At 46.0% G+C, this 12,913-nt stretch carries 11 protein-coding genes and 16 tRNA genes; 25 read left to right on the forward strand and 2 right to left on the reverse strand.

Annotated features, from left to right (window positions below; translation table 11 throughout):
• Positions 1-73 precede the first annotated feature (73 nt).
• From N836_RS70570 to N836_RS70660, 20 genes are all read left to right on the forward strand, one after another.
• Positions 74-460, forward strand: a complete 387-nt coding sequence (locus N836_RS70570; protein ID WP_023076737.1) for an alr0857 family protein — start codon at positions 74-76, stop codon at positions 458-460.
• A gap of 689 nt (positions 461-1,149) precedes the next feature.
• A tRNA-Asp gene (locus N836_RS70575) sits at positions 1,150-1,223 on the forward strand.
• 10 nt (positions 1,224-1,233) lie between these two features.
• Positions 1,234-1,336: transfer RNA gene (locus N836_RS70580), tRNA-Cys, on the forward strand.
• A gap of 1 nt (position 1,337) precedes the next feature.
• Positions 1,338-1,414, forward strand: a tRNA-Met gene (locus N836_RS70585).
• Positions 1,415-1,548: 134 nt separating this feature from the next.
• A tRNA-Phe gene (locus N836_RS70590) sits at positions 1,549-1,623 on the forward strand.
• 24 nt (positions 1,624-1,647) lie between these two features.
• Positions 1,648-1,723 (forward strand) — tRNA-Asn (locus tag N836_RS70595).
• A 101-nt stretch (positions 1,724-1,824) separates the two neighbouring features.
• A tRNA-Gln gene (locus N836_RS70600) sits at positions 1,825-1,900 on the forward strand.
• Between the two features lies 1 nt (position 1,901).
• A tRNA-Gln gene (locus N836_RS70605) sits at positions 1,902-1,974 on the forward strand.
• A 48-nt stretch (positions 1,975-2,022) separates the two neighbouring features.
• Positions 2,023-2,100: transfer RNA gene (locus N836_RS70610), tRNA-Leu, on the forward strand.
• A gap of 3 nt (positions 2,101-2,103) precedes the next feature.
• Positions 2,104-2,179 (forward strand) — tRNA-Pro (locus N836_RS70615).
• A 3-nt stretch (positions 2,180-2,182) separates the two neighbouring features.
• Positions 2,183-2,259 (forward strand) — tRNA-Leu (locus N836_RS70620).
• Positions 2,260-2,262: 3 nt separating this feature from the next.
• Positions 2,263-2,361, forward strand: a tRNA-Pro gene (locus tag N836_RS76210).
• A 3-nt stretch (positions 2,362-2,364) separates the two neighbouring features.
• A tRNA-Leu gene (locus N836_RS70625) sits at positions 2,365-2,438 on the forward strand.
• A gap of 20 nt (positions 2,439-2,458) precedes the next feature.
• Positions 2,459-2,534, forward strand: a tRNA-Leu gene (locus tag N836_RS70630).
• A tRNA-Lys gene (locus tag N836_RS70635) sits at positions 2,535-2,609 on the forward strand.
• Positions 2,610-2,683: transfer RNA gene (locus tag N836_RS70640), tRNA-Leu, on the forward strand.
• Between the two features lie 47 nt (positions 2,684-2,730).
• A complete protein-coding gene (locus tag N836_RS70645) occupies positions 2,731-3,189 on the forward strand; it encodes a DIP1984 family protein (RefSeq protein ID WP_023076738.1) in 459 nt (152 codons plus the stop codon).
• A gap of 232 nt (positions 3,190-3,421) precedes the next feature.
• A tRNA-Thr gene (locus N836_RS70650) sits at positions 3,422-3,497 on the forward strand.
• A gap of 296 nt (positions 3,498-3,793) precedes the next feature.
• Positions 3,794-4,516 (forward strand): hypothetical protein, encoded by a 723-nt coding sequence (locus tag N836_RS70655; RefSeq protein ID WP_023076739.1) that lies wholly within the window; start codon positions 3,794-3,796, stop codon positions 4,514-4,516.
• Positions 4,517-4,893: 377 nt separating this feature from the next.
• Positions 4,894-5,544: a hypothetical protein gene (locus N836_RS70660; protein WP_023076740.1), complete on the forward strand. Its 651-nt coding sequence runs from the start codon at positions 4,894-4,896 to the stop codon at positions 5,542-5,544.
• 166 nt (positions 5,545-5,710) lie between these two features.
• On the opposite strand, the gene N836_RS70665 is transcribed toward N836_RS70660, so the two are convergent.
• Together N836_RS70665 and N836_RS70670 are read right to left on the reverse strand one after the other, a co-directional pair.
• On the reverse strand, positions 5,711-6,418 hold the full coding sequence (locus tag N836_RS70665) for a hypothetical protein (RefSeq protein ID WP_023076741.1): 708 nt from the start codon (positions 6,416-6,418) through the stop codon (positions 5,711-5,713).
• Positions 6,419-6,592: 174 nt separating this feature from the next.
• The gene (locus N836_RS70670) at positions 6,593-7,567 is read right to left on the reverse strand and encodes an endonuclease/exonuclease/phosphatase family protein (RefSeq protein ID WP_023076742.1); all 975 of its coding nucleotides are present in this window, start codon (positions 7,565-7,567) and stop codon (positions 6,593-6,595) included.
• A gap of 126 nt (positions 7,568-7,693) precedes the next feature.
• On the opposite strand from N836_RS70670, the gene N836_RS76820 reads away from it, so the two are divergent.
• From N836_RS76820 to N836_RS70685, 5 genes are all read left to right on the forward strand, one after another.
• Positions 7,694-7,852 carry a hypothetical protein gene (locus N836_RS76820; RefSeq protein WP_023076743.1) on the forward strand — a complete coding sequence of 53 codons (159 nt, stop codon included), beginning with the start codon at positions 7,694-7,696 and terminating at the stop codon, positions 7,850-7,852.
• Between the two features lie 236 nt (positions 7,853-8,088).
• The gene (locus N836_RS70675; RefSeq protein WP_023076744.1) at positions 8,089-9,813 is read left to right on the forward strand and encodes an AAA-like domain-containing protein; all 1,725 of its coding nucleotides are present in this window, start codon (positions 8,089-8,091) and stop codon (positions 9,811-9,813) included.
• Entirely contained in the window at positions 9,813-11,408 is a 1,596-nt protein-coding gene (locus N836_RS0139830) for an AAA-like domain-containing protein (protein WP_023076745.1), read from the forward strand. The genes N836_RS70675 and N836_RS0139830 overlap by 1 nt, the downstream gene beginning before the upstream one ends.
• The gene (locus N836_RS78000) at positions 11,347-12,168 is read left to right on the forward strand and encodes a CHASE2 domain-containing protein (RefSeq protein WP_161635056.1); all 822 of its coding nucleotides are present in this window, start codon (positions 11,347-11,349) and stop codon (positions 12,166-12,168) included. The genes N836_RS0139830 and N836_RS78000 overlap by 62 nt, the downstream gene beginning before the upstream one ends.
• 285 nt (positions 12,169-12,453) lie before the next feature.
• Entirely contained in the window at positions 12,454-12,909 is a 456-nt protein-coding gene (locus tag N836_RS70685) for a hypothetical protein (RefSeq protein WP_023076747.1), read from the forward strand.
• The last annotated feature ends 4 nt before the right edge of the window (positions 12,910-12,913 follow it).

The raw sequence follows: 12,913 nt of genomic DNA on the forward strand, positions 1-12,913 counted from the left end.
CACTCAGACGACTTAATAGCCTGTGCCGCCGTCGGCATGTGACTGACCCAACCATCCATGGAGATTGTCAGCCGTGTTGAAGCTGAACTATACCAATTACGGCCTTTTTCTTGAGCAGGTAACTGCATCCTTAGATGCAGTTGCTACTCAACGAGTCATGCTAGCAGTTAACGTTGGTGAAACCTTACATCTAGAACCCAGTAGAGCTTCCTTTTTACTACCTGTTGAATTGCCGGGTATTACCCAGCTTGAGTATCTACTCAGGCAAAATGCAACAGATGTCATTGATCTAACCAGTGTTGATGACGAGTTTGTTGAAATAAGCCTTAAGGGAACCTGGATTGCAAATAGTGCCAACGCTGAATCTGGCACTTTTATCACTGCCCTGGCACCTGAAAGCGAAATGCTTATCTACGAGCTATGGCAAGTGACCCAACGGCAGACTGCTTATTTCATGTAGCTGTCGAAAGAAGGCTGAACAAACTTCTTTTATTACTTCCCACAGTAGAGATTGTGCTACGTGAGTAACGCTTTTAGTTTCCCCTTGTTAAAGGAGGCTAGGAGGGGTCTCAGTTGTTAATGCAAGTTAGAATCCTTCCTTTAAGTCCCCTTCACAGAGGGGAAACTTTGAGCTGGGCTAAATCTCCTCTGCGACTATTAAAAACTTTCTTGTCAGGAACATCACCATGTATTTAGTCTCACCATTTTTCCTTGCTTGGAGTCGTAAGCCATTCAAATATTGGCGATTTTCTCGGCGACAACAACCATCCAATTTCAGTGCATCTAATGAGAGAAGCTTGACGGTATCTTCTGATAAACATCATGTTGATGCCGTAAGTGAAGTGCAAAAAGTGAAACGACTTTATTTCCTTGAGCGCGGTCCCTTTGTGTGAAATCCGAGAAGATTCTAATAAGGTTCTTTTGCTATCTTATTGGTTTTAATTGAAAGTCCTTAAAGGTGTTCAAACCCTTTCTGTATATGGCTTTAAAATCTCTCGAAAAATCTCTCGAAAACCCTTGATATTGCGCAGTGTGTTTTGTAGTACATAAATAGTGCAGGAGTGCTACGAATTTAAGTCTCAAAGATAAGTGCTTAACACATCATCAAGACTCAAACCCGAACCTTGAAAACTAAATATTTCCCTTTCTGGGGGTGTAACTCAGTGGTCTAGAGTGCCTGTCTGTCGAACAGGAAGTCGCGAGTTCAAATCTCGTCATCCCCGTGTAGCTTAAGTTCAGGTAGCCAAGTTGGTTTAAGGCGTCGGTCTGCAAAACCGAAAATCGTGGGTAGCTCCTCGCGGATACGCTTCGCGAACGACTCCCACCCTGGATTCCACTGCAGTGTCACCTAATAGGTTAAGGTACTCGCCTCATAAGCGAGGATATGCAGGTTCGAGTCCTGCCACTGCAACCAGACGCAGGGATGGTGTAACGGCTAACTCTCGGTCTCCAAAACCGATGCTCTGGGTACCCTTCGGGAAGCCTTACGTCTACAAATCCTACCGTTCTCGTTGTTTTTCAATCCATGTTGAAAAACATACATTGAATCCCCTGGTAGCTCAGTCAGGTAAGAGCGCTTGTCTGAAAAACAAGAGGTCATCCGTTCAAATCGGATCTGGGGGGCTTGCATCCATCATGGGTGCTCAATGGGGTGTAGTTCAATTGGCAGAGCGCCTGGTTGTTACCCAGGAAGTTGGAGGTTCGACTCCTCTCGCCCCAGCCATTGATTGTCGGGTGTTGCTGATCCCCGATTAAGTCAAGTTAAATATATTCTGCTAGTGACGAGGTTACTGGCAGAATATGCTTCAAATCAGCAACAACTATTGCCGAGTGGACGAATTAGCAAGTCGCCTGACTCTGAATCAGGAGGTTGTAGGTGCAAATCCTACCTCGGCATCCAATCCCCTGTGGTGTAACTGGCAACATCTCGCACTTTGACTGCGAAGATTCTAGGTTCAAACCCTAGCGGGGGAATTGGAGAGATTTGATCATGCTTGGGTCGATTTAATTTCTCCATTTCTTGCTCCTGTAGCCCAACTGGAAGAGGCGGCTGATTCAAAACCAGCTTACGTGTGGGTTCGACTCCCCTCAGGAGTACCAAATCGGGATGTACGTCAGTGGTGAGACGGCCTCACCGGGAGCGAGGAGGCCGTAGGTTCAAATCCTGCCATCCCGACCATTTGCCCTTGTGATGCAACTGGTAGACATGCCGTGCTTAGAACGCGGTTGTTGTGGGTTCGACTCCCACCAAGGGTACCAAATCGGGATGTAATTCAGTGGTCAGAAGCCTTGTTTTGGGGACAAGGAGCCGCAGGTACTCTTCGAGAAGCCTGGCGTCTACAAATCCTGCCATCCCGACCATTTGCCCTTGTGACGGAACCGGTATACGTGCTGGCTTCAGAGACCAGATTTTGTGGGTTCGACTCCCACCAAGGGTACTGGGCGTTTGCCCACATATGCTCTCGTGGCGGAACGGCATACGCACTAGACCGAGGATCTAGTTGTTGTGGGTTCGACTCCCACCGAGAGTACCAGGGTTGTTAGCTAAGTGGTACAGCAGCCGTCTCTTAAACGGAAGAGCGTAGGTTCGATCCCTACACAACCCACCAGCCCCTGTGATGCAACTGGTAGACATGGTCCGCTTAAAACGGATTTGTTACAGGTTCGACTCCTGTCAGGGGTATGGCAGTAATGCTAATAGCAATAAACTTACAAAAGGAGGTGAATCCGATGAAGCTTGCAGAAGCCCTAATGCAACGGGCAGATTGTCAGAAGAGAATTGCTCAGCTGCGTCAGCGTTTAACCCGCAGTGCCAAGGTCCAGGAAGGTGAACAGCCCCCTGAGAATCCTCAAGAGCTGCTGTCGGATGTGGATGCTGCAATTACTGAACTTACCCGTTTGGTGCAGCGGATTAATCAGACTAATGCTAATACAGTATTTGCTGAGGGTTCTCTATCAGATGCCCTGGCTCAGCGGGATACTCTACTTACTAAGCGAAGTGTTTTGGAAAACCTAATCCAAGCCGCCTCCATTACCCACGATCGGTATAGCCGTTCAGAGGTGAGATTTGTGAGTACAGTAGATATTGGCAGTCTACAGCGTCAGTTAGACAGTATCTCACGGGATTATCGTTTACTAGATGCGCAGATTCAATCGCTGAACTGGCAAATTGACCTGTTAGGTGGTTAAAGCAAATAGTCGGTAGCTAAATTCAACAGAAGCGAACACAACCCGCCAACTGGGCAAGTTGGAACATATCGTCTCGCAAACGATTCCTTGGTGCGCTGGGGGCAAGTGCAAATGGGTTCAATTCCCGTTTATCAATTACGCCCAGCATTGTGACAAGTGCACATCCTATTGTGACTGCTTACTACCCTGTGTTGATCGGTTGAATTTAGTGAGGGTGGGTTCGGGGACTATTGCTGGTGTAGCTCAATTGGCAGAGCAACTGTCTTGTAAACAGAAGATTGCAGGTTCGATGCCTGCCACCAGCCCCATTTACTGACGGGAGGTTGCAGGCTGACTAACTTTTGTCAGTCAGTCAGGGTTCATAGTTGCGTCGCGACGTTCCCCGAAAACCGTAAACGGATAACAGGTTGCAGAAGCACTGAAAGGAATTCATTGTCCGAGATGGGGGAAGCTCCCATTTGCCTCAGGGTAGTAAGGAAGCGCGTTTCCTGAAAGTTATCGTTGGTCGATGCGGGTTCGAGTCCCGTCCTCTCCATTAGTTGTTAAAGAAAGTATTACCCGATATCAACACAACCTTGCTTAGGATTGTTATTGAGTTTGTACCATGAGTGAACATCGCCTGAGTGAAATTGTAATTGAGCGTCCCCGAGGTGGGATGCGGATTAGTGCTAAAAAGCTGAAGGGATATCGAAAGGAGCTGAATCAGATTACGCAAGTGGCGACTGAAGATGGATTGCTAAGTCCCTATTTGATTAAGACGCGACGACAGTCTAAGTGGCTATCAGATCACCTAGGGCCGTTGCGTAAATTGTTGCAGTCTCAAGTGGGTCAACCCTGGGATCAGGTTTATAGTCGCCTCTGCCGCGACCTTAATCCTCGTACCATGGCTGGTCAGCATGTAATTGATCACCTTTGGGCTTTTGTAGAACAGCATGTAGAGATGATTGATGGTTTGCCCTATACCAAACAAAGACAGTGGCATTGGAATGGTGAACGTCCCTCTTTAGCAGATAGCTATGGAACACAATTCTATGTGCATCCTGAAACAGGCTTACTGTGTGTGGTGCCTAAAGTGTGTCGCAGACGAGAACCTAAACCCCCTAACCATGAGATTGAAATCACTGCTTATGAACAATATCGTCAAATAGAGAATATCTGGTACCGTATCACCTTTGAGGTACTATCATTCCCCTTTGTTTGGGATATGTTACTCAAAGAGATGATTGATGCTAAAAAGGCATTGCAAACATATGGTCGAAAGATCTACGCTGCCAAGAAGCGTCAGTGTAGTAAGCGAGATCTAAAAAAAGTTCGTGAAATGTTGTAATCGTCAGGTTGTTTGCCTAAAAAACAGTTCTCAGCTTGGCAGATAAAATAAGATTGCCAAGCTGAGAAATCAAGATAACCTGTTAGGAAGAGAGTGTAGGTAGGGGCTTGCCTTAACCCTAAAAAGGGCGTGTGATGAATCAAGCGCCACCTCCTGGACTCAAAAAGCCAAGATGCCCGTTGACGCTCACATTACCTTTGGGTGCTTGCGCTTAAATAATCACCCCGTTACCCCATCACTCATCCACCCATCCACAGCCCCAACCTGGGTCTTTATTTTTGTGCAATCTCCTTGTGCAGTGAAGAATCTATAGAAAATGTAGACAAGTAGCCATAGATAATGGAATGCTCAAACAGAGAGCTATTTAGGGCAATCCTATGGACCGTGAATCCCTACTAAAATTTCCGCGTTATATATTCTATACGGTTTTAGTATGTGGCTTATTTTATGTTCTAATTCCGATAGATCCGCCTATATTACAATCTTCGATTGTTAAGATTTCCATTCAAAAGCTAACAATCTTAATAGTTGTAGCTCTTTTTCTGGAGCGTGCTCTAGAAGTATACAAGCTATCCTATTTGTCACAAGAAAAAGAACGACTAGCTGCTCAGGTGGAACATGTTCAGGTGGAACTCCAGTTACTACTGACCAACGCTGATGAAAGCTCTAATAACGAAGCGATTAAGGCCGTGAAGCTTCGTTTATTTAATGCGGAAGAAAGTCTACGGGTTTATAAAAATTATATGCGTCAAAACCTTTTGCGAGTCGCGATCGCATTTGGGACGCTAATTAGTTTAGTTGGGGTGCGATCGCTAGAAAGTGCATTTAACTTTCCTGAACCAGAGTCTATTCTAGAGCTTTTTCGCTTTTACTTATTTAGGGTGCTAGATGTCATTCTGACTGCCGGTCTAATTGCCGGTGGTAGTGAAGGCATTCACAATATTATTAAAAAGCTCAGCAATCTTTTTCCCGATGTCCCTCAAAAAGTAGTTGATTTTATTCAGGCTTTGAAACAGGACGTTGCTTAGTTTTGAACAACTATTAGCAGCAGTTTAATCAGAGTTGTCGTAAGCGTCCCCTTCGACTTCGTTCAGAGGATGCCTGAAGTACAAGGAAAAAATGCCGCTTCGTTATTAGCTGGTTGAGCAGAATCGAAGCCAGCGGTGTTAGGGACGTTTACTTTCGGCTATTTGCTTACCATAGCTGAACTGTAATATCAGATAGCTGTTCTGCGTAATTTTGTAATAGGTGCTGTTCCAGCGTCTCTTCCAGTTCTTCAAAAGATAAACTCTTTCCTGACAGACTATTCAGATAATTTCCCAGCTGAGTTCGGATGTCCAAAAAGTCAGGATGCAGAACACCTGCTTTGTAACTGTAACTGACAGCAGCATCTAAAGTTCTTTCTTGACTCAGGAGATCATTTACCTCAAATCTCCAATTTTCTTCAACATGACCCTGTGCCCATCGAGTAACGGTACTGATGCAGTGATAGGGAACATGCTCACGAGGAAGAATTTCTAACTCCAGTGTAATGTGCTCTAACTGAGAATACTGCTCCAACAAATTTTGTGTAATGGACAGATTGACAACTTCCCAATAATCATATTCTTCTGGATAGTTCATCAATAGTTCAGCAGCATCACGGATTAAGATTGCACTTTCTAACCCACGGCTGTCATCTTTTAATCCATACTTAAGAGAAAGCCTGATATGACTGATCATCCCCTGATGTGGGACCAATAAGCTAAAGGGTGATGTTTCGATGTCTTGAATAAATTCAGCTGGATGGTGCTGGTAAGCTGGCGTGATCAGAGGTGTTGCTAAACTGCCTAAAATGCTTGAAACGGATGCTAAAAGATAAACATTAAATATTTTTCTCTTAAATGAAAATTTTGTAGCCATTATGATAAGTAGACTAATATTTAGTCCATAGAGAGCAAGAATGTTCTCTCAAATTATTAAATAGTCGCGTGGATTTACTCCTGATGTTTTATACGGAAATAATCGGGGTATGTATCGGTTGACATAATTACACTAGTGATCGTGAGAATTTTGCTATTTGTTGCGATCGCGCAATCATGCAGTAGGAATAACCAAGTCCACCACAATAGGTGCATGGTCAGATCCCGTATCAATACCTGTATGAATGTTAGCTACTTTGATTTCTGGACTGACTAAACAATGATCGATGGGAATTTGTAGAGGCGCGATCAACCATTGAAACCAGGTAGGTAGGCGATAGTAGCTGCCTAGTCTAGGCCAAGTGGCCTGAATGCCAAAACCCTCGCGTGCATTCTTCAGCTGGGTTTGTTGAATTAGAGCCTGATAATAAGGCGACCACATGGTGATATTTAAATCACCCAGTAGTAAGACAGGCTCGGTTTGAGTTTTGATATAGTCTTCGGCATCGGCCAGTAACGTATTACGAGATTGAAACATCCTGTGCTCGATAGGCGGCAAAGGATGAACCGCAACAAGGGAAAGGAGGTTTTCCCCCACTGTCAAATTCGCAACTAATGACTCCCGTGCGTGCAGGCCAAATTGTTGAAGTTGTATATTTGATAGGGGAGATTTACTATACAAGATGATGCCATCGGCTGCAGCAAGGTAAGTACTGTAGGGAAACTCAGTTTTTAGGGCATCCAGCTGAGTTACCATCGTTCGACCAACTTCGATAAAGAGAGCCAGATCGGGCTGTTCAGCAGCCATCAGGGAGAGTGTTTGGGTGGCATCGTTGTTGCTAAAATTCAGGTTGGCTACCAGAACACGGTAATTAGCAGGCAGATGACCCAGATGAGATGGCAGATACCAGGGGATCACCTGGGCTGATAGGATTGCTGTGCAAAAAAGGACTATCAGTAAACCTGTATGCCTTAGGAGTAAGCTGATGCCCGCTAATACAAGTGTGATAAAAAAATACTGTACCTGGAAGTGAGAAAAAATCTCTAAATATAAAGACCAGCCAAACTGGTTTGCCAGCAAAGCCAGGGCTGTAAGGGCTATAGCAATGACTACACAGCTATAGCTAAGGATATCAAAGAGTTGTTTCATAGACTCGAGCACAGTTTGAAAGATATTGCACAGCACAACAGCAGACTGTCTGGGCTACAGCCTTTATTAAGTTATTCCAGAATGGTGGCCACTGCTTTTGTTCAGCCTTAAAAAACAGTCCAAATTTTGGTCATCATTTCTTGGTCTATTGATGAGCTGTGTGAGCACTTTGGTACCCTTAACTTTAGAGATGGACAACGTTATGCAATTCCAGCTCGTTGGGCCAAGGCAGATGCATACTTACAGCCACTTGATCTGAAAAAAGATGGGGTAGATAGCGGCTAATGAAAACTTTGGACCTGATTCAATAGGCTCACGACGCGTTGTGAAAGCCCACGGCTAGAACTGCTAATCTGCGCCATCTTCTTGAATGCTTACCTAATTTTTAGATTTCTCTCATCGCTCAGTTTGTATTACGATTTAGTTTATATATTGAAGTTGTGTAAGGAATTGAGGTCTAACTATCTTGCTGAAAGATTATAGTAAGTAACTTCTCGCACTTGCATTGTTCTATGCTATCGATGCAAAGGATTTTAATTCTAGCTGCTAATCCACTAGATGCATCCAGACTACTTTTGGATAAGGAAGTTCGTGAGATTGAGAACGTACTGGCACGCGCTAAGCAGCGAGAAAGGTTCGATATCAGAACTCATATTGCGGCTCGTCCAAGTGATATTCAGCAGGCATTCCTAGATTATGAGCTTCAAATCGTTCATTTTTGTGGTCATGGAGATGGGGCCAATGGTCTGATATTTGAAGATGATAGTGGCAAAGGGCAATTGATTAGCTCTCAGGCTTTAGCCAATTTGTTTAAACTATTTGCTGATCAGGTGAAATGTGTAGTGCTTAATGCATGTTATTCCGAGGTGCAGGCGGCGGCGATTGTGAATTATATAGATGCGGTTATTGGGATGAATCAGCCCATTGGAGATTGGGCGGCAATTCGTTTTTCGGAAGGATTTTACCGAGGGTTGGGTGCTGGAAGAGATGTTGAATTTTCTTACAAGTTAGGGTGTAATTCTCTTGAGCTGCAAGGTATTCCAGAAGAGCATATTCCGGTGCTAAAACTGAAAGGGGATAGAATAAAATTTGACCAGATAAAAGACTCTGGTGTGCTGCAGGATTTAAACTTGTCGTCTGGACAGTCTCCGATAGAATCACATGTCCTTAGCAGTGATAAGAGTAATGTGGCTACGAATGAACTTCTGGCTAAGCATTTATTTGATGATACTTTACAAGTTAACTGCTATTCCGAGTTTTATGTTGAGCGCACCCCCTTAGAAACCATTTGTCTTGATACGCTCTATCAGCCGGGTGCTCTAGTCCGGATCAAAGCGCCATCTCTGATGGGTAAAACCCTGCTGATGGATTATGTTCTAACTCAGCTAGAGTCAAAAGGCCTAAAAACAGTTCGGATTAGCTTAGAATTCGCCGATCGTCAGGTGCATTTTTCCAATCTCAATCGCTTTCTGCGGTGGTTGTGTATCAATATTACTCGGGTACTGGCTCTACCCAATGAGTTGGATGATTATTGGGATGAAGCAGGCATGGGCAGTAAAGTCAGCTGTTCCACCTATGTGGAGGAGTATTTGCTAGCTGCCAGTAATGCACCCCTGGTGCTCTGTTTAGATGATGTAGATTTGTTGTTTCCCTACCCTGAAATTTACGAAGACTTTTTTGGGTTGTTGCGATCATGGTACGAAATGGCTCGCACCCGCAGTCGCCCTCTGTGGAAACAGTTACGTCTCGCGATTGTTCACTCTACCGATGTATATATCCCACTCAACATTAATCAATCACCCTTTAATGTTGGCGTACCCATCGAACTCACCGAATTTACCCCAGAACAAATTGAACAGTTTGCTCAGAACCATGGGTTGGCTACCTCATTGGATCTGACTCCGCTGATGGCCATGGTAGGTGGACATCCTTATTTACTAGAACAGGCGTTTGACTATCTGAAGGCCCATCCTGAAGAGTCTTTACACACGCTGTTAGCTGCAGCGCCCACCGAAACCGGCATCTATGCAAATCATCTACGAGAACATTGGATTACCCTACGGGATACGCCAGCCCTGATGGAGACCCTACGCCAGGTGGTGTATGCCAGGGAGCCGATGGTGTTGGAGTCAGTCCAGGCCCATCAGCTCCATAGTATGGGGGTAATCAAGCTGACGGGCAATATTGCAGAGCCTCGCTGTCAACTCTATCGTCGGTACTTTGCTACCCAGTTGGGAGATGGGTAATGGAGGAGAACTATCTCTATCAGTCGGGGGGAAGTTTACCGCCCAATGCGCCCAGTTATATCTCACGGCAAGCTGATGATGAGCTGTTTAATGCACTGTTGGCAGGCACCTACTGCTATGTTTTAACCTCTCGTCAGATGGGTAAATCTTCGCTGCGGGTGCGAACCGTAGAGCGTTTGTTTGATGCTGGGGTGCGCTGTGCCGAGGTAGAACTGTTGGGCATTGGCAGCCAGGAGATTACAACTAGCCAGTGGTATGGTGGCATTATTCAAGTGTTGATTTCAAGTCTGGGTCTGCGGGTCAATCGTCGAAAATGGCTGCGGGAGCACGAAGATCTCTCTCCGGTGCAGCAACTGGGTACGTTTGTAGAACAGGTGGTGTTGCCCCAAACTCAACAGCCAGTGGTGCTCTTTTTTGACGAAATTGACAGTGTTTTAGGGCTGAACTTTGCCACGGATGACTTTTTTGGTCTGCTGCGCAACTGGCATGAGCAGCGCGCGACTCGACCTGAGTATAAACGTTTGACGGTGGTGCTGCTGGGGGTGGTGACACCGTCGAATCTGATACAAAATGCCCACGCTACACCGTTTAATATTGGTCGTGCCATTGAACTGCAGCCGTTTACCTATTGGGAAGCTCAGCCACTGCTCCGGGGGTTGGCGGCGGTTACGGCTGACCCTAAAGCTGTTCTGCGGGAAATTTTGGCCTGGACCGGAGGCCAACCCTTTTTGACCCAAAAGGTGTGTCAGCTGTTTCTACAGGAATCAGGTATTTGGAGTCAGATGTCGGGCATCAGAAGTCAGGTTTTCCCGTCTGTCCAGGCTCTAATCCAAACTCGGATTATTGCGCACTGGCAGGTGCAGGATGAGCCAGAGCATCTGCGCACAATTCAGAATCGGCTATTGCGTAATGCCCGCTCACCCCAGCGATTGCTGCGTCTTTATCGACAGATTCTCAAAAAAGGCGACGTGCCTGCTGATAACTCGGCTGAACAGATGGAGCTGAGGCTCACGGGATTAGTGACTCGACGCCAGGGGCGGCTAACGGTCTTTAACCGCATTTATGCGACGGTGTTTGACCAGGCTTGGGTGGCGAATCAGCTGGCGGAGTTATCGCCTCAGTCGTTTAACCTGTGGCCTTTATGGCAGGCAGTGATGGTGGGGGTAGGGGCGACGTTACTGGTGTTGCTGGTGAGATCGCTAGGGTTATTACAGCCAGTAGAGCTATTAGCGTTTGATCGGTTATTGCGATCGCACCCTCCAGAACCCCCGGACGATCGATTTTTAATCATTACCGTCAGCGAGGCCGATATCCAGTATCAAGATCGCTTCGGTATGCCGCGTCGGGGTTCTCTGTCAGATGAGGCGCTGTTGCTGCTGTGGCAGAAGCTCAAACCCCACAACCCGCGAGTATTAGGCTTAGATTTTTATCATGATTTTGCATTCTCACCCCCATTAGCGGCCCAGCTGGATGATCGGTTTATTGCTGTGTGTGAAATTGGTCAAACGGTTGAGGTGGATACCCCTGTCAGCATTGCCCCCCCCCCCCCCCGAGCTGCCCTCTGTTCAGGTGGGTTTTACCGACTTTGCTATTGACCCTGACTATCGAATTCGGCGTCACATCCTTGGCATGGATGGGACAAATGCCTGTAATACTAATGCTGCTTTTAGCTTGAGAATTGCACTACGTTATTTGGCTCCGGAGGGGGTTGATTTAAGTTTTATCTCATCAGATTTGATTCAACTGGGGAATGTTTTTATACCTAAAATTTCATCTACTGCTGGAGGTTATCACCTGGACCCAGAGGAGCAGGGTGGCTATCAAATTTTAGTGAACTATCGTAGTCGGGGTCCCCGGCAGGTATCTCTCAGGGAGTTACTGGAGGGAAAGGTAGATGATCAATTGGATGAGTGGAGTCGCGATCGCATTGTCCTCATAGGCCTAGCTGAGCCTAAAGATGCCCAATTTACTCCAAAACAAACCGAGCGTATGCTCGGCGTTACCATTCATGCCCAAAAGGCCAGTCAGTTAATTAGTGCCACATTAGATAATCGCCCGCTGATATGGTGGCTGCCTGAATGGGGTGAGGGGCTGTGGATTTTACTGTGGGCCATCAGTAGCAATGGCGTAGTGTGGGTTATTTACTATTCATTCCGTAACCGTGCTGCCTATGGTCGTTTTTTGCATAATCACCCATTAGTATGTGTTGTAGTACTAACGGGTATGACCCTAAGCTTATGGAGTATATGCTATCTAATGCTGCTCACAGGTGGTTGGTTACCATTAGCGCCCTCCCTTTGCGTCATGGTCTTGTCCCTCGGTAGCTCTATGTATTTTAATCGTCTAAAACCCTAGTATTTCAAAGGTTTATCTACCTTCAGACCAGCATTGCTGATGTAAGCCTCCCCTTGAAAAAAATAGAATCTGCCATACATCAAATATGCATCAAAAACTACGCAACTTAGGATTAATCACTTTGCACTGTCAACAGTAGCTGACAGGATAACTGACTGACTCTGTGGCGCTCGGTTAGTTTAGACACCATTGTTAAAGAAGTCCCAGTAGATTGTTGTGTGAATTGAAGCAACAATGGTTGCTTTATTGGTTTACTGAGTTTTGAAAAACAGGGCAGTTGATAGAATGACAGCTTGGGTCTATGTTCTAGGAAAAGTCATTCGAGGCCACGGGGTGGCCTCTGGCCAAGCCAAGGATCCGCGCTTTCCAGAAGGAACGTTGCAAATGCAGGTGCCTATGTTTGCGGCCCAAGGGCTTTGTTTGGATGCCTATTTCCCTGGCACTATCAATGTGTCTATTCACCCCAAACACTACACAGTACGTCAGGCCAGGCATAGGTTTAGACAGGTAAAGTGGGCGGAGAATGCTCCACCGGAAGATTTCTCCTTCTTTGACTGTCGAGTTGTGTTAGATACAGCGCAACGCTTACCAGGACTGATCTATTATCCTCATCCTGAAACCAAGCCCGAACACTTCCAGGACCCTGCCACGCTGGAAGTATTGGCACCATTTATCAGGGGCTTGAGCTATGGCATGACCCTTGGGTTAGAGCTAGATCCAAAGCAGCTGACGTTGGAGTAAGTGA

The sequence above is a fragment of the Leptolyngbya sp. Heron Island J genome (genome assembly GCF_000482245.1).
In the GTDB taxonomy this organism is placed as follows: Bacteria; Cyanobacteriota; Cyanobacteriia; order Phormidesmidales; family Phormidesmidaceae; genus Leptothoe.